The sequence below is a fragment of the Nocardioides pymetrozini genome, from assembly GCF_046058985.1.
Lineage (GTDB): Bacteria > Actinomycetota > Actinomycetes > Propionibacteriales > Nocardioidaceae > Nocardioides.
Window position 1 is genome coordinate 3625401 of the sequence record NZ_CP175556.1, and the last position, 21925, is coordinate 3647325.

A 21925-nucleotide genomic window follows, 5' to 3' on the forward strand; every position below is an offset into this window, starting at 1 on the left:
CGGTTTGAATACCGGGATGGAGGACGACCATCCCAAGGTGACCGATCTGCCGTGGCCCCTGTCCGGCGCCGACGCCCTGCGCGACGAGCTGCTGGCGGCCTACGCGGAGCCGAGCCGGGGGCACCACGGCACCCGGCACCTCGCCGAGGTGCTGCAGCGCCTGGACGAGCTGGACGCGGCCGGCGCGTCGTACGACCGGACCCCCGTAGTGCTCGCCGCATGGTTCCACGACGCGGTGTACGACGGTGAGCGCGACGCGGAAGAGCGCTCGGCGACGTGGGCCGAGGACGCGCTGCCCGAGCACGTCGACGCCGCCACCGTCGCCGAGGTGGCCCGGTTGGTGCGGCTGACCGAGCACCACCGGCCCGATCCGGCCGACGCCAACGGCTGCGCGCTCTCCGACGCCGACCTCTCCATCCTGGCCGCACCCCAGGAGCGCTACGACGAGTACGTCGCCGCGGTGCGCGCGGAGTACGCCCATCTGGAGGACGACGTCTTCGCCGCCGGACGCGCCGAGGTCCTGCGCGCGCTCACGGACACCTCCGCACTGTTCCGCACGGCGTACGGGCGCGCGCAGTGGGAGCAGGCCGCCCGCGCCAATGTCGCGCGCGAGCTGGCCGGCCTACCGGAGCCGGTCTAGACCGGCGCGGGCTCATCGGCCGCCTGGACCCAGCTGCCCGCCCACGCCCGGACGTCGGCGACGGCGGCCTTCGCCGCGGCGTTGCGCAGCTCCGGTGTCACGTCGCACGGCTGGACGTGGACGAAGCGCAGGTCGGTGATGCCGACGAAGCCGAAGATCGCTCGGAGGTAGCCCTCCATGTGGTCGAAGGCCGCCATCGGCGGCAGCGAGTAGTCGCCGCCCCGCGACGTCACGCAGACCATCCGCCTGCCGTGGACCAGGCCCTGCGGGCGGCCGTTCTCGTCGTACGCGAAGAGGTAGCCGGGCTGCACGATCGCGTCGATGTAGTACTTCAGGGCGTAGGGGATGCTGAAGTTCCACATCGGCACCGTCAGGACGTACAGGTCGGCAGCGAGGAAGTCCGCGATGGTCTCCTCGATCTCCTGCCACGACGAGCGGGCCGCATCGTCGAGCGGCTGTCCCGTCATCAGCGCGTACTTCGACTTGATGTTGACGCCGGCCACGGCGGGCAGGTCGGCGCTGAAGAGGTCGAGCGTGGTGACCTGGAGGTCGTCGTGATGCTGATGCAGCTCCTCGATCAAGGCACTGGAGACGCGCCCGGTGGTGGACGCGAGGCCACGGGGCGTGGCGATGACGTGCAGGAGGCGAGTGGCCATGGTGTTCCCCCGGTGGGACGACGGCGACGCGTCAGGCGATCAGCGCCGAGAGCCAGACGCCGTCTCGACACGCTACGCCCGGCGAGGCCGGCGCGGAATGACCCGGATTGACCAGCCGAGGCCCTCACGGCCGCCGGTCACCGGCCGTGCGCACAATGGACCCGTGGACGACAGCGTGATCTTCCGAGCCCGGGCGCTGGTGCTGTCCGACCTGCAGGCCCGCGCCCTCGGGACGCCGGACTCCGTGACCCTGCTGGAGGACGCCTGCGCCGAGCGCCGGTGGTGGCTGGGCCAGTGGCCCGAGGGCGCGCCGTTCATCGCCGGCCTGGTCGCCCAGGACGTGCAGGACGCCCTTGCCGACCGGTTCGGCCGCCGAGCGAAGGAGGGCCTGTGGCCGGTGTGCACCCGGTGCGAGGGTGGGCCGGTGCACAGTCTCCACATCGAGCCCGACCTCGGCGGCCCGGACCCGACCTGGGTGTGCGAGGAGTCCGGTGCCGTCGTCGCGCCGCTGGGGGCTCTCGGCGGCTGACCGGCGCGCTGATGACCCGCATGATCACCGCACCCGTACTCAGGTACGGCGCCCCGGCTCCGGCGAGCATGGCCCCATGCGCCTGCGCCCCCTCCCTCTGCTGGTCCCCCTGATCGCCTCCTTCCTGACCCTGACCGGCTGCGGCAACGCCGTGACCGCCCGGGTGGTCGGCGCCGTCGGCGTCGGCACCGACCCGGACGGCACGGTGGTCGCTGTCGTCGCGACGTGCGGCCACGACCTCGACACGGTCACCCTCGTCCGGGGCCGTGAGGGCCTGCCCGACGACGAGCCGAACCCGGTCGTCGCGTCGGGCCCGCTCGCCACGGATGCGGGTGGGCTGACCGTCGTGACCCTGACGGTCGCGTCGGCCGCGTCGCCGCCGGGCCCGCTCCGGCTCGACGACCTGACCGGCTCCACGCGCTACGTCCTGTCCGCGCACTCCTCCCGGGAGGACGTCGAGGCCGAGCAGGTCACGTTCGCCGCAGAGGATCTGAGCGCGCTGCCTGCCGACCGCGTCGTGACGGGCGACGGGCAGATCCGCGCCCGTGACGCACTGCGCGAGGCCTGCACCGCCGCACCCTGACGGAACCGACCGCCCGAGACGGACGGAAGTCCCCGGCAGTCGCATGCGAACACCTGTTCGATTCCGAGGTATCCTCGGTCCATGACGGTGGACTTCCAGACCAGCCTGTTCGAGGCCGTCCCCGCGAGCGAGGTCGTCACCGAGCGCCGCCCCCTGAGCGCCGGCGCCTGGGTGGACGTCGCGCGGGACTGGCTGCCCGACGCCGACGACGTCTTCGCCACCCTGGTCCGCGACGTGCCCTGGCGCGCGGAGCGGCGGGCGATGTACGACCGCGTCGTCGACGTACCGCGCCTCGTCTTCACCTACATGATCGGCGAGGAGCTCCCCCATCCTGCGCTCACCGCGGCCCGCGAGCGGCTCAACGCGCGCTATGCCGAGGAGCTCGGCGAGCCCTTCCGGACCGCGGGCTGCTGCTACTACCGCGACGGCCGCGACAGCGTCGCGTGGCACGGCGACACCATCGGCCGCGGCTCGACCCACGACACCATGGTCGCGATCGTCTCGGTCGGCGACCCGCGCCGGCTGCACCTGCGCCCCCGCGACCCGGACCGGCGCGAGGAGGCGTTCGCGGTCGAGATGGGCCATGGCGACCTGGTGGTGATGGGCGGGTCGTGCCAGCGCACCTGGGAGCACGCCGTCCCCAAGGTCGCCGCCGCCGGGCCGCGGATCTCCGTCCAGTTCCGGCCCCTGAACGTCTTCTAGCCCAGCTCGCCCTCCGAGCGCAGGACGCAGAACTCGTTGCCCTCGGGGTCGGCGAGCACGACCCAGCCGGTGCCGGGACCGTGGATCCCGCGATGGTCCGCGACCTGGGTCGCGCCGTACCGCAGCAGCCGGTCGACCTCCTCGTCCCGGGTGCCGGTGCGCGGCCGGAGGTCGAAGTGGACCCGGTTCTTGGCGGACTTGCGCTCCGGCACCTCGATGAAGAGCACGCGGTGGCCGGACTCGGGGTCGACGATCATGCACTCCTCGTGGCCGGGCTCGTTCGGGTCGTCGGGCAGGTCGGTGTAGCCGAGCACCGGCTTCCACCACTCGGAGAGCTCGAAGGCGTCGGCGCAGTCGACGGTGGTGTGGGAGATGTACGACGTCACGGGCCTACCCTGTCCGGACGCCGCGTCCGGGGCAACCGGGTTCAGCGCGACGCCGTGGCGGTCGGCGACGTGGGGGCGCTCGGGCTGGCCGTCTCGGTCACGGTCACCGTCGCGGTCGGCGACGGCGTACCCGTCGACGTCGGCGTCTCGCTCGGGGCCGCACTCCCGGTCGGGGCCGTGGTCGCGGCGTCGGTGGGCGTCGGCGTCGGAGTGGGGGTCTCCTCCGCGGGGATCTCCCGCTCGTCGCGGTCGGGCCGTTCGTCCGTGCCGTTGCCGCCGTCGCCGAAGACACCGGTGAGCGAGGTCCGGTCGTCGCCGTCGGTGCCGCCGGTGATCGTCGAGACGCTCTTGCCCGCGATCAGCTCGACCGCGCTGATCACCAGGAGGGCGAGGACGAAGATCGCCGCGGCGACCACCGCGATCCGCTTCCACGGCAGCTCGCGCCAGCGGCCCGGGGTCGGGGCACCGACGCTCTCGGAGGGGGGTGCGGCGGTCACCGTGTCACCCTCGCCGTCCTCGGTCGGCTCCGGGGCGAGGTCCTCGCCCGCGGCCTCGAGATGACGGTGCGCGCGGCCCAGCTCGCGCCCAGCCGCCTCCGGGTCGGAGCGGCGGGCGGCGCGCCGTACGCTCTGGTCGGCGAGGTTGACCCGCTGCAGGGCCGCCGCCTGGACCTCGGCCATCCGGCGGCGGCTGGACTCGATGCCCTGCTTGTAGAGCGCCGTGCTCACCGTGGCGATGACACTGCCCAGCGCGGCGCCGATCAGGGTGCCGGCAGCGCCGAGCGTGGAGAGCAGCACCGCGACCGTCACCGCTGCCGCGGCACCCGCGACCGTCGCCGGCCAGTCGATCGGCGGCTTCCGCTCCTCGCGCTCCACCTCAGCCATCGCGTCGGACCACGGACGTCAGTCGGTGCCGTTCGCGGCGATGAAGGACAGGATCTTCTCCGACAGCTCGGGGCGGCACACGACGACGTCGGGGAGGTAGACGTCGGCCTGGTTGTAGACCAGCTCGCTGCCGTCGACGCGGGAGGTGAACAGCCCCGCGGCCCGGGCGACGGCCACTGGGGCGGCCGAGTCCCACTCGTACTGTCCTCCGGCGTGGACGTAGGCGTCGGCCACGTCGCGGACGACGGACATCATCTTCACGCCGGCCGAGCCCATCGGGACCAGCTCGGCGTCCAGCTCGGCCGCGAGGGCCTCCACGAACGCCGGAGGCCGGGTCCGGGAGACGGCGATCCGCGGTCGCTGCGAGGTGCGCGGCGGCACGACGGGCGGCGTGCCGGTGTTGAAGGTCTCGCCGAGCGCGGGCTGGGCGACCGCTCCCGCGACCAGCTCGCCGTCCTGCCACAGCGCCACGTGCACGGCCCAGTCGTCCCGCGGCGGCTCGGAGAACTCCCGGGTGCCGTCGAGCGGGTCGACGATCCAGGCCCGGGTGGCGCGCAGGCGCGCGTCCTTGTCCTCGGCGTTCTCCAGCGCCTCCTCCGACAGCACCGCGTCGTCGGGGCGATAGGTCGCCAGCAGGTCCATCAGCAGCACGTGCGCCGCTCGGTCGCCGGCGTCCTTGAGCGCCTTGCCCTCGAGGCCCTCGGCGCGCACCTCCAGCAGGCGGCGACCGGCCTCCTCGGCCAGCCAGGCAGCGAGGAGATGGTCGTCCGCGACGACCTCGGCAGAGGGGGTTCCGGGCTCGAAGGTCACACCGTCACCCTACTGATCTCCCCGGACCGCACCCCAAACCCGGGTTGAGTCGTCGGTTCTGACCCGTCGACTCGTCGGTTCTGACCCGTCGAGTCCCCACGCCGTACCACTCGGCGGTCGGATCTGACGGCTCAACGGGTCGAAACTGACGAGTCGACGGGTCGGAACCGACGACTCAACGGTTGTGGCGCTGCTGGGTCTTCTCGAGGCCGTCGACGATGAGCGACTCGACGGCGTCGGCGGCGGAGTCGACCTGGAACGGCAGCTCCTTGCGCTCGGTGGTCGAGTAGTTGGAGAGCACGAAGTCGGCGACCTCCTGGCGCCCGGGTGGGCGGCCGATGCCGGCGCGCACCCGGTAGAAGTCACCGGTGCCCAGCGAGGAGCGCATCGACTTGAGGCCGTTGTGGCCGTTGTCGCCGCCGCCCTTCTTGACGCGCAGCGTGCCGAAGTCGATGTCGAGCTCGTCGTGGATCGCGATGATCCGATCGGCGGGGACCTTGTAGAAGGTCGCGAGCGCCTTGACCGGCCCGCCGGACTCGTTCATGTACGAGCGGGACTTGGCCAGCACGACCCGGGGCGCCGCCGCGCCCGGGGCACCGAGCCGCCCCTCGACGACCTCGGCGCGGCCGGACTTGTGGGCGCGGAAGCCGCTGCCCATCCGGCGGGCCAGCTCGTCGACGACGAGGTAGCCGATGTTGTGGCGGTGCCCGGCGTACGCCGGTCCCGGGTTGCCGAGCCCGACGACGAGCCAGAGGTCCGCGCTGCTCGCGTCAGCCACCTGCGTCTCCTCGGCGTCGGGTACGGCGGGGCTCCCCGGCGCGGGGTTCCGCGCCGGGGAGATCAGTCGGCCCAGGAACCACCTGAGCCGTCCGATCACTCGCTGTCGCCACCCTCGGCGGCCTCGTCGGCGGCCTCGGGCTCGTCCTTCTCGATGCCGGCCTCGGCCTCGGCCTGCTCGAGCTCGGCCTCGGCCTGCTCGGCGGTCTGGGCGGCGGTCACGTTGACCACGAGGGTCTCGGCGTCGGTGAGCAGCGTGATGCCGGACGGCAGCTCGATCTGACCCGCCAGGACCTGGGTGCCGGCCTCGGCGCCCTCGATGCTGACCTCGAACTGCTCGGGGATGTGGGTGGCCTCGGCCTCGACCTGCACGGTGGCGTTCTCGGTGACGACGAGGGTCTCGGCGGCGGCGTCGCCGACGATGTGGACCGGGACGTCGACGGTGACCTTCTCGCCGCGCTTCACCGCGACGAAGTCGACGTGCTCGAGGACGCGGCGGACCGGGTCGACCTGGACCTGCTTGGTGAGGGCCAGCTGCGAGGTGCCGTCGAACTCGAGCTCGAGGACGGCGTTCGCGCCGCCGTGCTTGATCGCCATCATCGTGTCGTGACCCGGGAGGGTCAGGTGGATGGGCTCGTTGCCGTGGCCGTAGACGACGGCGGGGATCTTGTGCTCGCGACGGATACGGCGGGCGGCGCCCTTGCCGAACTCGGTGCGGACCTCGGCCTGGATCTTCTCGCTGCTCATGGGGGCTCTCCTGATCGTCAGTGGTGGTGGGCGGCTGCACCCGGAGACCAGAAGCGCCGCGCTTCCCTCACCCGGTGACCGGCAGGGCGCGCGGCGTCGTATGACGAGCCGGCCCAGTCGATCACGGAGTCACAGAAGCGGGAGCTCCCTCGCCGAGGCAACCGGAGAAGATTACCCAAGGCCGGGAGCCTGGGCGAAATCGCGGATCGCGGCGAGCCGCGCCCCGCTCAGCGCCACGGATCGGTGATCTCGCGCAGGTCGGCCAGGGCCTCCTTGAGCGCCGCCATGCGGTCCGCGCCGAGGTGGCGGGTCCAGGCACGCTCGATCGCGCGCTCCTCCCGGCGCGCCACCCGCTGCACCTCGCGGCCGCGCGGCGCGATCACGATGAGGCGGGCGCGGGCGTCGGCCGGGTCCGGCACGCGCTCGACGTACGCCGCGCGCTCGAGCTGGTCGACCAGGACGCTCGCGCTCTGCTTGGTGATGCGGGCCTGCTCGGCCAGCTCGGTGACCCGGATCCCGTCCTCGCTCAGCCGCGCGGCGACCCGGGCCATCGCCGGGGTGATGTCGTCGAAGCCGGCGGCCACGACGGCCTCGGAGATCCGCTGCTCGGCGTACCGAGCGCCGATGAACATGAGCAGAGCGGGATGTGGCTCGGGCTGCTTGGCCACGACTCTCCTTCTGGGACGTCTTGACGAATGTAGTCAGGCAGGCTGACTATTGAAGTCAGTCTAACTGACCAAAGGGGTGTGCGATGGACAAGCGGGACCTGTGGCGGCACATCCACGCGGAGCGCGCCGCGCTCGCTGCACTGCTGGCCGACCTGGACGAGGAGGAGTGGCGACGCGACACCCTGTGCCCGGGATGGACGGTGCACGACGTGGCGGCGCACGTCATCTCCACGCCCCAGGTCGGCTGGGGCCAGCTGCCCGGCATGATGGCGCGCAACCTCGGTCGCGGCTACAACGCGATGATCTTCCGCGAGGTCAAGCGGCTCGGCGCACGGGAGACGCGCGAGAGCATCCTGGGCGACTTCGAGAGGTACGCGACCAGCACCCGCCACGTGCCGACGACCACGTCCGTGGAGCCCCTGATCGATGCCCTGCTGCACCACCAGGACATCGCGCGCCCACTCGGCCGGCGGCACGCGATGGCGCCGGACGCCGCCGCCGTCGCTGCCGACCGCGTGCGCCGGCTCGCGCCGCTCATGGGGACCTCGCGCCTCCTGCGCAGCGTGCGCCTGGTCGCGACGGACATCGACTGGCAGCGCGGCAAGGGCCCGAGCGTGACCGGGCCGATGCAGGAGCTGCTCATGCTGGCCTCGGGACGCGCGCCGGACCCGGACCTGGTGAGTGGCGAGGGCCTGGCCGCCGTACCGTCGCGGGGGTGAGGCCGTCCGGAAGGGGTGACGGACCGGCGGATACCGTTTTATACTTCGCCAAAGTATAAATCCGTATCACGTCGCGGAGGCGCGCATGCCGAGCAATCCGTACACACCCGGTCAGGTGCCGCGGATCCTTGCCGGGCGCGCCGTCGAGATGCGGCGGATCGAGGGGCTGCTGGCCCGGGTCGCGACGTACGGCGAGCTCGGCGGGCCGCTCCTCGTCTTCCATGCGCCCCGCGGGATCGGCAAGACCTCGCTGCTGCGCGCCGGGCAGCGGCGTGCCGTGGAGTCCGGGTTCGTCACGGCCTGGGTCGCCTGCTCCCGGCAGCAGCCCGTACTCGCCGAGATCGCGCACAGCATCGCGCGGGCGCTCGAGCGGGCCGACGCGCTGCCGGCCGGCGCCGCCGGCAGCCGCTGGCGCGGCCAGCTCGAGCGACTGACCGTCGAGGTGGGGCTTCCAGGCGCGAAGGTCCAGGCGGAGATGGCGCGCCGGGAGACCGCCGCTCCCCCACATGCCGCGATCGGCGTACTCGAGGCGCTGCTGCACGAGGCCGCGACAGCGGTGCGCCAGCACGGCGGGGCCGGGCTGCTGCTCCTGCTCGACGAGCTGCACACGGCCTCGGCCGACGAGATGGCGGTCCTGCTCAACACCCTGCAGAACCTCGACGGCGAGCGCACCGAGAACCCGCTCGCCACCGTCGGCGCCGGCCTGCCCGTCACCCCGGAGGCGCTGACCCGGGCGGCCACCTTCGGGGAGCGGAGCAGCTTCGTGTCGCTCGACGTCCTGTCCGACGTCGACGCGCGCGCCGCCCTCCTCGGCCCCGCCGAGGCGGAGGGTGTCCACTGGTCCGAGGCGGCCCTCGACGCCGTCGTCGCGGAGTCGCGGGGCTATCCCTATCTGCTGCAGCTGCTGGGCAGCACCACCTGGGACGCCGCGTCGCCGGACGCCGGGTCCCGGCTCACCCTCACCGCCGTACGGCGCGGTCTCCCGGTCGCGCGCGACCAGCTCACCGCCATGCACCGCGCCCGGTGGGGCGCGGCGACCCGGCTCGAGCAGCGCTTCCTCGCCGCGATGGCCGCCGCGGGCGACGGCAACGTCACCCGGGCCGCCATCGCAGCCGGCATGGGCGTCGACTCACGCGCCATCAGCGTCCCCCGCGAGCGGCTGATCGAGAAGGGCGTCATCGAGCCCGTCGGCCACGGCCTGGTCCGCTTCACCCTCCCCGGGTTCGGGGCCTATGTGCGCTCACGCGACGACGCGTGAGCGCCGGCGAAGGGGTGCGGTTTGGTCCCAAACCGCATGTGTGAGGGCCCGAATGCCGTGGATTGGTCCCAAACCGCAGACAAACGACACACAGCCGTCAGGTCGTGAACACCGTTAGCTAGGCATGCCCGTCGAACATCGACGTGACCGAGCCGTCCTCGAAGACCTCGCGGATGGCGCGGGCGACGAGGGGGGCGATGGAGAGCGTGGTGAGCTTGTCGAACTGCTTCTCCGGCGGCACCGGGAGGGTGTTGGTGATGACGACCTCGGTCGCGGAGCAGTTCTTGAGCCGGTCCACGGCGGGCTCGGAGAGGATCGCGTGGGTGGCGGCGATGATCACGCCGGCGGCGCCCTCGGCCATGAGCGCGTCGGCGGCCTTCACGATGGTGCCGCCGGTGTCGATCATGTCGTCGGTCAGGACGCACATGCGGCCCTTGACGTCGCCGACCACGCGGTTCGCGACGACCTCGTTCGCGACGTCGGTGCGGCGGGTCTTGTGGATGAAGGCCAGGGGGGCGCCGTCGAGGCGGGCGGACCAGCGCTCGGCGACCTTGATCCGGCCGGCGTCCGGGGAGACCACGGCGAGCTGCTGGTCGCCGTACTTCTGCTTGATGTGGTCGGTGAGGACCGGCAGCGCCATCAGGTGGTCGACGGGGCCGTCGAAGAAGCCCTGGAGCTGGTCGGCGTGCAGGTCGACGGTGATGATGCGGTCGGCGCCGGCGGACTTGAACATGTCGGCCATCAGGCGCGCGGAGATCGGCTCGCGACCGCGGTGCTTCTTGTCCTGGCGGCTGTAGCCCCAGAAGGGCATGACCACGGTGATCCGCTTGGCGGAGGCGCGCTTCAGCGCGTCGACCATGATCAGGTGCTCCATGATCCACTCGTTGATGGGAGTGGTGTGGCTCTGGATGACGAACGCGTCGCAGCCGCGGACCGACTCCTCGTAGCGGACGTAGATCTCGCCGTTGGCGAACTCGTAGGCCGACGTCGGGACGAGCTCCTGGTCGAGGATCTGGGCGACCTCGTCGGCCAGCTCCGGGTGTGCCCTTCCGGAGAAGACCATCAGGTTCTTCTCGGTCGTCCGCTTCAGACCGCTCACGCGCGTGGCTCCCCAGGTCGACGAAGGTGGTACCTAGGATTCTGCCCGCTCCGCCGGGTCGTCCCCAAGTCCGGGTCCGTTTTCGGACTGTTCACCCGTGGCGCCGGCCACAGCGGCCTCGGCGGCGGCCGCCTGGGCGGTGCCCGCGCGGCGCGAGGCGACCCAGCCCTCGAGGTTGCGCTGGGGCGCGGTGCTCACCGCGAGCGCGCCTGCGGGCACGTTGCGGCGTACGACGGTCCCGCCGCCGGTGGAGGCTCCGTCGCCGATGCTGACCGGCGCGACGAAGGTGTTGTTCGAGCCGGTCCGGGCGTGCCGGCCGACGACCGTGCGGTGCTTGGCGACGCCGTCGTAGTTGGCGAAGATCGTGCCGGCGCCGATGTTGGTGCCCTCCCCGATCTCGGCGTCGCCGACATAGGACAGGTGGGGCACCTTGGCGCCCTCGCCGATCCGGGCGTTCTTGGTCTCGACGAAGGTGCCGATCTTGCCGTCGGCGCCGAGCTCGGTGCCGGGCCGCAGGTAGGCGAAGGGCCCGACCGAGGCTCCGGCGCCGATGACGGCGAGCTGCCCGTGGGTCCGTACGACGCGCGCGCCGGCGCCGATCTCGCAGTCCTCGAGCGTGGTGTCGGGCCCGACCACCGCGTCCTCGGCGACCACGGTCGCGCCGAGCAGCTGGGTGCCCGGCAGGAGCGTGACGTCCGGCGCCAGCACCACCTCCGCATCCACCCACGTCGTCGCTGGGTCCATCACCGTGACGCCCTCGCGCATCCACCGCTCGACGATGCGACGGTTCAGCTCACGGCCGAGCTCGGCGAGCTGGACCCGGTCGTTCGCCCCCTCCGTCTGCAGGGCGTCGTCGACCGGGTGCGCGGCGACCACGAGCCCGGCGGAGCGGGCAATGCCCACGGCGTCGGTGAGGTAGTACTCCGCCTTGGCGTTGTCGTTGCCGATGCGCCCGACGGCGTCGGCGAGGAACGCCGCGTCGAAGGCGAGGATCCCCGAGTTGATCTCGGTGATCGCCCGCTCCTCCTCGGAGGCGTCCTTCTCCTCGACGATGGCGCGCACCGTGCCGTCGTCGTCGCGCACGATCCGGCCGTATCCGAAGGGGTTCGCCACGATGCCGCTGAGAATGCTGACCGCCGCCCGCGCGGCGCGGTGCGCCTCGGTGAACGCGCGCAGGGTCGCCCCCTCGAGGAGGGGGGTGTCGCCGTACGCGACGAGGACCGTGCCCTCCCGGGGGGCGTCGTCGAGCGCCTCCAGGGCGACGCGGACGGCGTGACCGGTGCCGAGCTGCTCCTCCTGCACGGCGAGGACGGCGTCGGGGCGCAGCTCGCTGACGTGTGGGCCGACGAGCTCGCGCTGGTGTCCCACGACCGTGACGACCCGGGCGGGCTCGAGGGCTCCGACCGCAGCCAGGACGTGGCCGATCATGGACCGCCCGCCGATGCGGTGCAGGACCTTCGGGGTCTTGGACTTCATGCGGGTGCCGCCACCGGCGGCGAGGACGATCACGGTCAGCTCGCTCACGCCCGCCACCCTAGATCGTCGGCGCCATCGCTCCACCGACGCCGGGCTCAGCGCCCGTCCAGCCAGGCCAGGACCGCCAGGACCCGCCGGTTGTCGTCGGACGCCTGCGGCAGGTCGAGCTTGGTGAAGATGCTGCTGATGTGCTTGCCGACCGCCTTCTCGGTGACGACCAGGCGCGCGGCGATCGCCGCATTGGACCGTCCCTCGGCCATCAGCGTCAGCACCTCGCGCTCGCGGTCGGTGAGGCGGTCGAGCGGCCGGCTTCGCGCGCTCACCAGAGCGGCGACGACCTCCGGGTCGAGCACGGTGCCCCCGCCGGCGACCTGACGGACGGCGGCCAGGAAGCCGTCGACGTCGGCGACCCGGTCCTTGAGCAGGTACCCGATCGCGCCCTCCCCGCTGGCCAGAAGGTCGCGGGCGTAGAGGGGCTCGACCCACTGGCTGAGGACGAGCACGGGGAACGCCGGCCGGGCCGCCCGGGCGGCGGTGGCGGCCTCGAGGCCCTCCGTGGTGTGCGTGGGCGGCAGCCGTACGTCGACGACCGCGATGTCGAGGTCGTCGCGGCCGAGCGCCCGGGCGAGGGAGGGCGCGTTGTCGACGGCCTCGACGACCTCGATCCCTCCCGACTCGAGGATCCGGGTCAGGCCCACACGCAGCAGCGCCTGGTCCTCGGCGAGCACGGCCCGGAGCGGCCGAGCGGCGTCCGGGCTCGCTGCGTTCATCGGGGCAGGCACGGCACCTCCATCCGGACCGTGGTCGGGCCGCCCGCCGGGCTCTGGACCGTCACCGTGCCGTCGAAGGCGCCGAGCCGTCGCACGACGCCGACCAGCCCCGACCCGCCGGGGTCCGCGCCGCCCCGGCCGTCGTCCCCGACGACGAGGCGCAGCCGCTGACCGTCGTACTGGCCGCGGACCCAGGCACGTCCCGCGTCGGCGTGCTTGACGGTGTTGGCGAGGCACTCGGCCACCGCGAAGTAGGCGGCCGACTCGACCGGGGCCGGGAGGCGGGGCACGTCGACCGCGACCGCGACCGGGACGGGCAGGGCGAGGGCCAGCGCCTCGACCGCGCCGGCCAGGCCGAGGTCGGCGAGCACCGGCGGATGGATGCCGCGGACCACGGCGCGCAGGTCGTCGAGGGCGTCCATCGTCGTCTCCCGCGCCTCCCGCAGCAGTGCCGCCGCGGCCTCCGGGTCGGTCTGCAGCAGCTTCTCGGCCAGGCCGACGCTCATCCCGACCGACGCGATCCGGGCCTGGGCGCCGTCGTGCAGGTCCCGCTCGATGCGCCGCACCTCCGCGGCGGAGTGGTCGAGTGTCTCGGCCCGCGACTCCTCTACCTGCTCGACCCGCTCGGCGAGGGCCGCCACCCGGTCGTGGCCGAGGATGGCCCGCTCGGTCCGGGCCCGGGCCCGGACCAGCGGCTCGGTCGTCACCCACCAGGTCAGCAGGAGCGGACCGCTGAGGACCACCAGCAGCACCCACGCCCAGTCGCCCGCCGTGAAGGCCAGGACCAGCCAGGTGACCGGAGTGGTGAGCAGGGCGACCGGGAGCATCGACAGCACGAAGCCGCCCGTCGCCGCGAAGCACAGGAACCCGAAGTCGCGCCAGCGGGCCGGGTCGCGGACCCAGTGCGCCGGGCGCACCAGGACCGCACCCCGGGGAGCGGCGTAGCCGGCGTCGATCGACTCGCCGAGCAGTCGTCCGCTGAGGGTCCGGTGCAGCCGGGTCAGCGCCGCCGTGGCGGGGACGACGCCGAGCGCGAGCGCGAAGCCCACCCCGACGAGGCCCAGCGGGATGCACAGCAGGGTGAGGATCGCCAGCGCGAGCCCGGGCACGAAGGACACCGCGTAGCCGGCCGAGACCAGGCTGAGACGCAGTCGCTCCCGCAGCCCCGCCTCGTCGACCGGCGTCGGGGGCAGGCGTCGGATCGGGGCCAGCACGTCCATCGCGCCCCAGTCTGTCATCGCCGCGCCTCGGCCGTGGCGCTCCGCACGGCACCGCGCGCGGAGGCGAGGGTCAGCACGACCACGCCGGCGACGACCGCCGGGAGCAGCCACAGCCCGCCGTCGGGTACGACGCCCTCGTCGCGGGCGACGGCGAACGGGACCACGGTCGTCATCGCGGCGAGGACCCCGAGGACGACGCCGACCGCGGCCACCACACCCGCCTCCGCCACCACCGAGCCGCGCACCTGGCGCGGCGTGGCGCCCAGCAGCCACAGCCGGCGCAGCTCCTCCCGACGGTGGGCGAGCGTGGCGACGAAGGCGTTGACCACCATGATCGCCGCGAACAGCGAGACCATGCCCACGACCACGTTGTTGAGCAGGGTGATCGTGTCGCTGTCCGGGGTGCCCGCCGGCAGCGAGCGCCGGTCGATGTCGACGAGCATCAGCGTGCCGGCGGCGGCCGCGGTGAGCACGATGACGGGCGCCAGCACCCCGGAGAGCAGGTGGGCCCGCCGCGCCGTGTTGTACGACGCCAGGTGGGCCGTCGCCGACCGGCCGGCCAGCAGCCGGGCGGGTCCGGCGCCCCAGCGCAGCAGGACGGGGGCGAGGACGGCGAGGCCGACCCCGACCAGGATCGAGCTCGACCCGCTGGTGGACATCGCCGCGTAGGGGTCGTCGTCGTGTGCGGTCACCGTGACGGTGATGACGGCCATGGCAAGGCCGTAGCCGACCAGCAGCAGGGCGATGGTGACCCGCCACCAGCGCATCCGGCCGTGCTCCGCGCCGCTGTCGCGTGCCACCATTCCCGCCGGCCCCCGGGTCGCGCGCCGCGCGGCAACGGCGGCGGCCAGCGCGGAGACCGCGAGCACGAGCAGCGCCGCGGCGCCCACGGACGCGGGCCCGGCGTCGTAGTCCGTGCGCTGGGAGACCAGCCCGCCGGACCGGATGAGCCCGAAGAGCAGGCGCCCGGCGAGCGAGGCGCCCAGCGCCCCGAGCAGCGCCGCGGTCACCGCGATCACAGCGGTCTCGCGGGCGATGAGGCGGCGGGCCTGGCGCGGCGTGGCGCCGATGGTGCGCAGCAGCCCGATCTCGCCGGCTCGCTGGCCGGTGGTGATGCCGACCGTTGACGCCACGGAGAAGAGCACGATCATCGCACCCCACCCGCCGACGACGGCGCCGAGGATGACCAGGGTGCCGTCGTCGGGCGCCGGAGCGCCTCCGGCCGACTCGGCGAGGGTGGCGAACGAGCCGATGAGCAGGGTGCCGAGCAGGACCGCGAGGAAGGTCGCCAGCGCCGTGCGCGGCCGCTGGCGCAGGCTGCGCAGGGCGAGCCCGCCCATGGCGCTCATGCGGACACCAGCTCGTCGAGGTGGGCCAGCTGACCCGCGACCGCGTCGGCCGTGGGCCGGGCCATCCGCCCCGCGACCCGGCCGTCGACGAGGAACACCACCTCGTCGGCGTACGACGCCGCAACGGGGTCGTGCGTCACCATCACCACCGTCTGCCCGAGATCGACAGCGCTGTCGCGCAGCACGCCGAGGACCTGGCGGGCGGTCGCGGAGTCCAGGGCGCCGGTCGGCTCGTCTGCGAGAAGCACGTCCGGAGACGTCAGCAACGCGCGCGCGATCGCGACCCGCTGCTGCTGGCCTCCCGAGAGGCTCCCCGGCAGGTGGTGCGCCCGGTCGGCGAGGCCCACCCGCTCGAGGAGATGGCGCACCCGCTGCCGGTCGGGCCGGTGCCCGGCGAGGCGGCTCGGCAGGGCGACGTTCTGGGCAGCGGAGAGATAGGGCAGCAGGTGGAAGCCCTGGAACACGAAGCCGATCCGCTCACGCCGCAGGCGGGTGCGGCGGTCCTCGTCCCAGTCGGTCACGTCCGTGCCGCCCACCAGGACCCGCCCGCTGGTGGGCCGGTCGAGTCCCGCGGCGCAGGCGAGGAAGGTGGACTTGCCGGACCCGGACGGGCCCATCACGGCCGTGAAGCTGCCCCGGGCGAAGGCGAGGTCGATGCCGGCGAGTGCGGTGACGGTGTTGTCGCCGCTGCCGTAGGTGCGGGTGAGGTCGGAGACCTCGAGCGCGAAGGCGGACATGGCTGCTCCTGGGTCGGTCCCGGGGCGTCCCGGGGCGCGGTAGCTGACGTCGACGACGCTAGGAGCGACGGAGGCCGCGCTCGATGGGCCTGGACTGCCAGTGCCGGGTGGGGTTTTCCCCACCCCAGGCGCCCGGTCAGGACCGCGCGCGGCCGTCGATTCTTTCCACAGTTCCGCGAAAGCGGGTGCATCTGCGGCCGATGAGGCGTATCACGAGAGATGTGAAGAAACGACCCGAAGGGAGCACGACGATGTGTGACCACTCACCCCGGTGCCCGGACGCCGGTGCCGCCGACTGCTGCACGGCCCACGTGACCGCCGACCACAGCGAGCAGGGCTGGTGCCGGCTCTGCAACGGCGTGATCCTGTTCGACGACGGCGCCTACCTCACGCCTGAGGGACGCGTGCGGGCGCTGCGGCGGTCCGCCTGACCCAGGGTCCGGCGCGATCGCTATCGGCGCCGCTCGCCGATGCGGTCCTGGCGGATCGTGATCCCCAGACTCTCGCGATCGATCGTGTCCGGCGTGATCCCCGCTGCGCGCAGGCTGTGCTTCTGGATCTTGCTGGTCGGCGTCTTCGGGAGCTCGTCGAGCACCCGGAAGTAGCGCGGAACCATGAAGTGCGCCATCCGCGGTCGGATGAACTCGACCAGCTCTGCGACGTCGATCGACCTGCCGGGTGCGGGCGCGAGCACCGCAAGGACCTCGTCCTCGCCGTCCGGGCTCGGCGTGGCCACGATGGCGACCTCGGACACGCTCGGGTGCGCGACGATCTCGTTCTCGACCTCGAACGACGAGATGTTCTCACCCCGCCGGCGGATCGTGTCGCCCATCCGGTCGACGAAGAAGTACTCGCCGCCGACCCGCCGGAAGGCGTCGCCGGTGTGGAACCAGCCGTTGCGCCAGGCCGCGGCCGTCGCCTCCGGCCGACCGAGATACTCGGTCGCGATCGTCCACGGCGCGTCGCCGCGCACCACCAGCTCCCCGACCGTCCCGTCCGGCACCTCGACGTCGTGCTCGTCGACGATCCGGACCTCCATCCCCGGGCGGGCCCGGCCCGAGGTGCCGTCCGCGGACGGATTGGGGCCGGAGATGATCGGGATCGACAGCTCCGTCATGTTGTACATCGCCACGACCTCGACGCCGAACCGCTGCGCGAAGGTCGCGGCGTCCGACAGCGGGATCATGAACACCCGTCGCAGGGAGTGCTCACGGTCGACGGCCGACGACGCCTGCTTGCTCAGGTAGGTCGCCATCACGCCGAGCAGCGTCACGTGCGTCGGCTCGGTGGCGCGGACGAGCTCCCAGAAGTCCCCGGTCCGGAATCCCGATGTCAGCACGATGCTGCCGCCCAGCACCACCGCTGCGTTGACCCCGATCGTCCCGCCGGCATGGAACAAGGGGAGCGTCACGAGATAGCGGTCGTCGGCGCCGAAGTCGCCAGCGAAGGCCGCCTCCGCACAGGCGGAGAGCTGCGCGTACGAGCACACGACGCCCTTCGACGGCCCCGTCGTGCCCGAGGTCAGGACGACGGCGTACGGGTCCCACGGCATGACCTCCGGCCACGCGGCGGGCACCGGCGCGGCCGCACCGTCCAGAACCGCCGCGTCGTGCATCCGCAGCCCTTCGACCGCGCCTGGTCCGCCCACCACGACGACGTCGGTCAGTCGGGCATGGTCGACCGCCGCCAGGCGCTCGACCAGCTCGGCATGCACCACCGCCACGGACGCGTCCGACAGAGCCAGGGAGTGCTCCAGCAGACCGCCGCGGTAGGCGGTGTTGAGCGGCACGAGCACGGCCCCGAGCAGGTTGACGCCGAACCAGACGCGCAGCGCGTCCGACCCCGTAGGCAGCCACGAGACGACCCGGTCGCCCTGGGCGACGCCGAGGCCGCGCAGGGCCAGGGCGACGCTCTCCGCCTCGCGCAGCGCCTCGGCGTAGGTCCACTCCCGGCCGTCCTCGAACACGACGAGGGTGCGGTCGGGGTGCTCGGCCGCGCGGGTCCGCAGTGCCTGCGGCAGCACGGCCACACCGCTGGTCAGCCAACTCGAGCTCATGGGATCTCCCGTCTTCGTTGTCGATCATGCAGGTCGTGTGGGCGGCGCGCACGGCGCGCGCTCACCGGCGGCGGGGGTCCAGGAGGCGCTGGACCTCCTCCCCCACGATGTTGAGGGCGAAGACGGTCATCGCGATGGCGGCGCCCGGGACGAAGATGCTCATCGGCGCTCGTTCGAGGAAGCCATAGGAGCGCGCCAGGATCGTGCCCCAGGACGCCGTGGGCGGCTGGACGCCGAGCTGCAGGAAGCTCAGGCTCGCCTCGGCGATCAGGGCGAAGCCCATGAGGACGGCGAGCTGGGCGACGATCGGCTGGACGACATTCGGGACCACGTGCGGCAGGATCATCCGGCGCACGCCGCGGGCGCCGAACGAGGACGCCGCCTCGATGTAGGTCTGGCCGGCCACGGCCATCGTCTGGGCCCGGGTCAGCCGCACGACCACGGGGGTGAGCACGACACCGACGGCGATCATGGCCGTGGTGATGTCGGGCCCCAGCATCGCGGTGATGCCGATGGCGAGGACGAGGGCGGGGAAGGCCATCACCGTGTCGAGCAGCCGCATCAGGATCGCGTCGGGCCAGCCGCCGGCGTACCCGACGAGAATGCCGAGGGGGAAGCCGACGGCGATCGCGATGCCGACCGCTAGCAGGGCGGCGAGTATCGAGACCCGGGTGCCGTGCAACAGCCGGCTGAGCACGTCGCGGCCGAGGTCGTCGGTGCCCAGGGGGTGCTCTGCACTGGGGCCGAGGAGAACCGAGCTGAGGTCCTGATGGTTCGGCGCGTGGGGGGCCAGCACGTCGGCAAGGACCACGACCACCGCGACCAGGACGAGGATGCCGTAGCTGAGCCAGACCACCGCCGAGGTGCGAGGCGCGGTGCGCGCGGGCCTGCTGAGAGTCGTCGACATCAGGAGATCCTCGGGTCCAGGAGGCGGTAGGAGATGTCGACGACCAGGTTGGTGGCCAGCACGATGACCGCGGCCAGCAGCACCACCGCCTGGATGACGACGTAGTCGCGCTGGTTCGTCGCCTCCACGACAAGCGAGCCGATGCCCGACAGACCGAAGACCGCCTCGACCACCACGGCGCCACCGACGAGATGTGACACCTGGATCCCCAGGATCGTCGCCAGCGGCAGGCTGGAGTTCTTCAGCGCGTGGCGCCACACGACGGACCGCCGGGGCAGGCCCGAGGCCCGCAGGGTCCGCACATAGTCGGAGCCCAGGCTCTCGATCATCGCCGAGCGCACCTGGCGGCAGATCTCGGCCGAGCCGACCATGCCCAGCGCGATCGACGGGAGGACCAGCGCGCGGAGCGCGTTCGCAGGATCGTCGGCGACGTCGACGCCGCCCGGCCCGGGCAGCCAGCCCAGGTGCAGCGCGAAGACGGCGATCAGCATCATGCCCAGCCAGAAGTTCGGGATCGCGATACCCGCGGTGGCCGCCGTGGTGAACAGCCGGTCGGCCCAGCTGCCCGGCCGCTGTGCGGCGGCGACGCCGCTGGGGACGCCGATCACGATCGCGACCAGTAGCGCGAAGAGAGTCAGCAGCAGGGTGACCGGGAGTCGGTCGAGCACGATCTCGGACACCGGCTGCCCGGTGCGGTACGACGTCCCGAGGTCGCCGGTGGCCACGCCACCGACCCAGTCGAGGTAGCGGGCGAGTACCGGCCGGTCGAGTCCGAGGTCGGCACGGATGGCGGCGAGCTTCTCGTCGGTGGCGTACTCGCCGGCCAGCGCCACCGCCTGGTCGCCGGGGATCAGCTGCTGCAGCAGGAAGGCGACCAGCGTGGCCAGCAGCAGGGTGGGCACGGTCCAGACGAGTCGGGAGCCGACCGCGGACGCGATCCTCACCGGTTCCCTCCCGTCGTGGCGTCCACCGGACGTGGCTCGTAGAGCTCCGCACCACGCAGGCAGGCCGATGCGCCGCCGTCCTCGAGAGGGAGGAGCGCGGGCGTCTCCGTCGCGCAGGCGGGGGCGGCGTGCAGGCAGCGCGGATGGAAGCGACACCCGGGTGGCGGCGCCAGCGGGCTAGGCACGTCACCGCGCAGGATGATGCGCCTGCTGACACCCGCCGCGTGCACGTCCGGGCGCGCGGAGAGCAAGGCCTCGGTGTAGGGGTGGCGCGGGGCGTCCAGGAGTACGTCGGCGGCGGCGGTCTCCACGAGCCGGCCGAGGTACATCACGGCCACCCGGTCGGCGATGTGGCCGACGACGCCGAGATCGTGGCTGATGAACACGACGGTGAGGTCGTACTCGTCCTTCAGGTCGCCGAGCAGGTTGAGGATCTCCGCCTGCAGTGCCACGTCCAGAGCGGCGACGGACTCGTCGCAGACCAGCATCCGCGGCCGGGTCACCAGCGCCCGAGCGATGTTGACCCGCTGCTTCTGGCCGCCACTGAGCTGGTGGGGATAGCGGGCGTGCAGGTGGGCGGGCAGCCCGACGTCGGCGAGGGCGGCACGGACCAGGTCGTCGCGCTCGGCGCGGGTGCCGCGGCCCAGGACGTCGAGCGGCTCGCGGACACTCTGATGCACACGCCGGCGCGGGTCGAGCGCGCTGTGCGGGTCCTGGAACACCATCTGCACCTCGGCGGTGAAGTCGCGGCGGCGCTGCCGCGCCATCCGGGCGACGTCCTCTCCCTGCCAGGAGACCGAGCCGCCGGCCGCCGGCACCAGACCCAGCATGGCGCGCGCCAGCGTCGACTTGCCCGACCCGCTCTCGCCGATCAGGCCGAGGGTCTGGCCGGCGACGACGTCCAGGCTGACCCCGTCGACGGCGGAGACGCTGCGCCGACGTCCGACGGGGAAGCGCACCGAGACGTCGTCGAGCCGCATCAGCACGTTCATGCCCTGCTCCCGGCCAGCCGCAGCTCGTCGGCGCGGACGCACCGGACCTTTCGGCCGCCCGCCACCGGGCGCAGCTCGGGAGTCCCGGCGCAGACGGGTCCGGCGTGCGCGCACCGGTCGGCGAAGACGCATCCCTCGGCGGCCCGGCCCGGGCCAGGTACGGAGCCGGGGATCGTCGGCAGCCGGCCGCCGCGGTGTCGCGGCCCGGGACGTGCGGCGAGTAGACCGGACGTGTAGGGATGGAGTGGTCGGGCGAGGACGTCGCCGACCGCGCCGGACTCGATCACGCGGCCGGCATACATCGTGATCATCCGGTGGCACATCTGCGCGACGACACCGAGGTCGTGGGTCACGAACACCACCCCCATCCCCTCGTCACGGGCCAGGCCCGAGATGAGCTCGAGCAGCTGGGCCTGGATCGTCGCGTCGACTGCGGTCGTCGGCTCGTCCGCGATGAGCAACCGGGGCGAGCAGGCCAGCGCGAGCGCGATCACGACCCGCTGCCGCATGCCGCCCGAGAGCTCGTGCGGGTAGGCCCGCAGGCGGGCTCGTGGGTCGGGAATGCCGACCTGGTCGAGCAGCTCGGCGGCACGCTCGGCCGCCTGCCGCCTGGTCAGGCCCTGGCGGCGCCGGAGGGTCTCCACGAGCTGGTGGCCGATCCGGAAGACGGGGTCCAGTGCCGTCATCGGCTCCTGGAAGACCATCGCCATCGGTACCTCCGCGTGCGGTCGCAGGCGGCCGCGGTCGTCCCACAGCGGCTCGCCATTCAGGTGCGCCTCCCCCTGGACCCGCGCGGTACGCGGGTCCAGGAGGCCCATGAGCGCCAGCGAGGTGACGGTCTTGCCACTCCCGCTCTCGCCGACCAGGCCCACGACCTCTCCCGGCGCTACGTCGAAGGAGACGCCGTGCAGTGCTTGGACCTGCGTTCCGTGCATGCCGAAGAAGACGTCGAGACGATCGACGCTGAGCAACGCTCCACTCATGTCAACACCCTGCTTGTCGTTCGTGTCGCTCTG

25 protein-coding genes are annotated in these 21925 nt (G+C 72.9%); 7 read left to right on the forward strand and 18 right to left on the reverse strand.

Translation table 11 applies throughout. From position 1 onward, the window contains the following. Nucleotides 1-16 precede the first annotated feature (16 nt). Nucleotides 17-640, forward strand: a complete 624-nt coding sequence (locus ACJ5H2_RS17745; protein WP_408896761.1) for a hypothetical protein — start codon at nucleotides 17-19, stop codon at nucleotides 638-640. Here ACJ5H2_RS17745 and ACJ5H2_RS17750 read toward each other — a convergent pair. Continuing rightward, nucleotides 637-1296 (reverse strand): FMN-dependent NADH-azoreductase, encoded by a 660-nt coding sequence (locus ACJ5H2_RS17750; protein WP_408896762.1) that lies wholly within the window; start codon nucleotides 1294-1296, stop codon nucleotides 637-639. The two genes, ACJ5H2_RS17745 and ACJ5H2_RS17750, sit on opposite strands and share 4 nt — an antisense overlap. A gap of 163 nt (nucleotides 1297-1459) precedes the next feature. Here ACJ5H2_RS17750 and ACJ5H2_RS17755 point away from each other — a divergent pair, with 163 nt between their 5' ends. The 3 genes from ACJ5H2_RS17755 (at nucleotide 1460) to ACJ5H2_RS17765 (ending at nucleotide 3110) form a co-directional block, all read left to right on the forward strand. Next, nucleotides 1460-1825 (forward strand): hypothetical protein, encoded by a 366-nt coding sequence (locus ACJ5H2_RS17755; protein ID WP_408896763.1) that lies wholly within the window; start codon nucleotides 1460-1462, stop codon nucleotides 1823-1825. Nucleotides 1826-1901: 76 nt separating this feature from the next. After that, nucleotides 1902-2408, forward strand: coding sequence for a hypothetical protein (locus tag ACJ5H2_RS17760; protein ID WP_408896764.1), 507 nt, complete (start codon nucleotides 1902-1904; stop codon nucleotides 2406-2408). An 81-nt stretch (nucleotides 2409-2489) separates the two neighbouring features. Then, nucleotides 2490-3110, forward strand: a complete 621-nt coding sequence (locus ACJ5H2_RS17765; RefSeq protein ID WP_408896765.1) for an alpha-ketoglutarate-dependent dioxygenase AlkB — start codon at nucleotides 2490-2492, stop codon at nucleotides 3108-3110. On the opposite strand, the gene ACJ5H2_RS17770 is transcribed toward ACJ5H2_RS17765, so the two are convergent. The 6 genes from ACJ5H2_RS17770 to ACJ5H2_RS17795 form a co-directional block, all read right to left on the reverse strand. Then, nucleotides 3107-3496, reverse strand: a complete 390-nt coding sequence (locus tag ACJ5H2_RS17770) for a VOC family protein (protein WP_408896766.1) — start codon at nucleotides 3494-3496, stop codon at nucleotides 3107-3109. The two genes, ACJ5H2_RS17765 and ACJ5H2_RS17770, sit on opposite strands and share 4 nt — an antisense overlap. 41 nt (nucleotides 3497-3537) lie before the next feature. Then, nucleotides 3538-4380, reverse strand: a complete 843-nt coding sequence (locus ACJ5H2_RS17775; protein WP_408896767.1) for a hypothetical protein — start codon at nucleotides 4378-4380, stop codon at nucleotides 3538-3540. A gap of 18 nt (nucleotides 4381-4398) precedes the next feature. Then, complete coding sequence (locus ACJ5H2_RS17780) at nucleotides 4399-5190, reverse strand: 3'(2'),5'-bisphosphate nucleotidase CysQ (protein ID WP_408896768.1); 792 nt, start codon at nucleotides 5188-5190, stop codon at nucleotides 4399-4401. Between the two features lie 175 nt (nucleotides 5191-5365). Next, nucleotides 5366-5968, reverse strand: coding sequence for an aminoacyl-tRNA hydrolase (pth, locus tag ACJ5H2_RS17785; protein WP_408896769.1), 603 nt, complete (start codon nucleotides 5966-5968; stop codon nucleotides 5366-5368). Between the two features lie 95 nt (nucleotides 5969-6063). Then, a complete protein-coding gene (locus tag ACJ5H2_RS17790; RefSeq protein WP_408896770.1) occupies nucleotides 6064-6714 on the reverse strand; it encodes a 50S ribosomal protein L25/general stress protein Ctc in 651 nt (216 codons plus the stop codon). Nucleotides 6715-6941: 227 nt separating this feature from the next. Next, nucleotides 6942-7382: a MarR family winged helix-turn-helix transcriptional regulator gene (locus ACJ5H2_RS17795; RefSeq protein WP_408896771.1), complete on the reverse strand. Its 441-nt coding sequence runs from the start codon at nucleotides 7380-7382 to the stop codon at nucleotides 6942-6944. 83 nt (nucleotides 7383-7465) lie between these two features. Between ACJ5H2_RS17795 and ACJ5H2_RS17800 the strand changes: the two genes are divergently transcribed. Both ACJ5H2_RS17800 and ACJ5H2_RS17805 read left to right on the forward strand, forming a co-directional pair. Further along, nucleotides 7466-8101, forward strand: a complete 636-nt coding sequence (locus tag ACJ5H2_RS17800; protein ID WP_408896772.1) for a maleylpyruvate isomerase family mycothiol-dependent enzyme — start codon at nucleotides 7466-7468, stop codon at nucleotides 8099-8101. A gap of 85 nt (nucleotides 8102-8186) precedes the next feature. After that, nucleotides 8187-9359 carry an ATP-binding protein gene (locus ACJ5H2_RS17805; RefSeq protein ID WP_408896773.1) on the forward strand — a complete coding sequence of 391 codons (1173 nt, stop codon included), beginning with the start codon at nucleotides 8187-8189 and terminating at the stop codon, nucleotides 9357-9359. Between the two features lie 118 nt (nucleotides 9360-9477). Here ACJ5H2_RS17805 and ACJ5H2_RS17810 read toward each other — a convergent pair whose 3' ends face one another. From ACJ5H2_RS17810 to ACJ5H2_RS17835, 6 genes are read right to left on the reverse strand one after another with little or no spacing between them, the layout of a single operon-like run. Then, on the reverse strand, nucleotides 9478-10458 hold the full coding sequence (locus ACJ5H2_RS17810; protein WP_408896774.1) for a ribose-phosphate diphosphokinase: 981 nt from the start codon (nucleotides 10456-10458) through the stop codon (nucleotides 9478-9480). Nucleotides 10459-10491: 33 nt separating this feature from the next. Further along, nucleotides 10492-11982, reverse strand: coding sequence for a bifunctional UDP-N-acetylglucosamine diphosphorylase/glucosamine-1-phosphate N-acetyltransferase GlmU (glmU, locus tag ACJ5H2_RS17815; RefSeq protein WP_408896775.1), 1491 nt, complete (start codon nucleotides 11980-11982; stop codon nucleotides 10492-10494). Nucleotides 11983-12029: 47 nt separating this feature from the next. Next, nucleotides 12030-12704 carry a LuxR C-terminal-related transcriptional regulator gene (locus tag ACJ5H2_RS17820; RefSeq protein WP_408896776.1) on the reverse strand — a complete coding sequence of 225 codons (675 nt, stop codon included), beginning with the start codon at nucleotides 12702-12704 and terminating at the stop codon, nucleotides 12030-12032. Then, entirely contained in the window at nucleotides 12701-13942 is a 1242-nt protein-coding gene (locus tag ACJ5H2_RS17825) for a histidine kinase (RefSeq protein ID WP_408896777.1), read from the reverse strand. Before ACJ5H2_RS17825 ends, ACJ5H2_RS17820 begins: the two co-directional genes overlap by 4 nt. Further along, on the reverse strand, nucleotides 13939-15273 hold the full coding sequence (locus ACJ5H2_RS17830) for an FtsX-like permease family protein (RefSeq protein ID WP_408896778.1): 1335 nt from the start codon (nucleotides 15271-15273) through the stop codon (nucleotides 13939-13941). The genes ACJ5H2_RS17825 and ACJ5H2_RS17830 overlap by 4 nt, the downstream gene beginning before the upstream one ends. Continuing rightward, the gene (locus tag ACJ5H2_RS17835; RefSeq protein ID WP_408896779.1) at nucleotides 15270-16010 is read right to left on the reverse strand and encodes an ABC transporter ATP-binding protein; all 741 of its coding nucleotides are present in this window, start codon (nucleotides 16008-16010) and stop codon (nucleotides 15270-15272) included. Before ACJ5H2_RS17835 ends, ACJ5H2_RS17830 begins: the two co-directional genes overlap by 4 nt. A gap of 251 nt (nucleotides 16011-16261) precedes the next feature. Here ACJ5H2_RS17835 and ACJ5H2_RS17840 point away from each other — a divergent pair, with 251 nt between their 5' ends. Beyond that, nucleotides 16262-16441, forward strand: coding sequence for a DUF5999 family protein (locus ACJ5H2_RS17840; RefSeq protein WP_408896780.1), 180 nt, complete (start codon nucleotides 16262-16264; stop codon nucleotides 16439-16441). A gap of 20 nt (nucleotides 16442-16461) precedes the next feature. Here ACJ5H2_RS17840 and ACJ5H2_RS17845 read toward each other — a convergent pair whose 3' ends face one another. From ACJ5H2_RS17845 to ACJ5H2_RS17865, 5 genes are all read right to left on the reverse strand, one after another. Beyond that, nucleotides 16462-18066 carry an AMP-binding protein gene (locus ACJ5H2_RS17845; protein ID WP_408896781.1) on the reverse strand — a complete coding sequence of 535 codons (1605 nt, stop codon included), beginning with the start codon at nucleotides 18064-18066 and terminating at the stop codon, nucleotides 16462-16464. 61 nt (nucleotides 18067-18127) lie between these two features. Further along, entirely contained in the window at nucleotides 18128-18973 is an 846-nt protein-coding gene (locus ACJ5H2_RS17850) for an ABC transporter permease (protein ID WP_408896782.1), read from the reverse strand. Then, on the reverse strand, nucleotides 18973-19917 hold the full coding sequence (locus ACJ5H2_RS17855) for an ABC transporter permease (protein WP_408896783.1): 945 nt from the start codon (nucleotides 19915-19917) through the stop codon (nucleotides 18973-18975). The genes ACJ5H2_RS17850 and ACJ5H2_RS17855 overlap by 1 nt, the downstream gene beginning before the upstream one ends. Beyond that, entirely contained in the window at nucleotides 19914-20909 is a 996-nt protein-coding gene (locus ACJ5H2_RS17860; RefSeq protein ID WP_408896784.1) for an ABC transporter ATP-binding protein, read from the reverse strand. Before ACJ5H2_RS17860 ends, ACJ5H2_RS17855 begins: the two co-directional genes overlap by 4 nt. After that, entirely contained in the window at nucleotides 20906-21892 is a 987-nt protein-coding gene (locus ACJ5H2_RS17865) for an ABC transporter ATP-binding protein (RefSeq protein WP_408896785.1), read from the reverse strand. The genes ACJ5H2_RS17860 and ACJ5H2_RS17865 overlap by 4 nt, the downstream gene beginning before the upstream one ends. Nucleotides 21893-21925 lie beyond the last annotated feature (33 nt).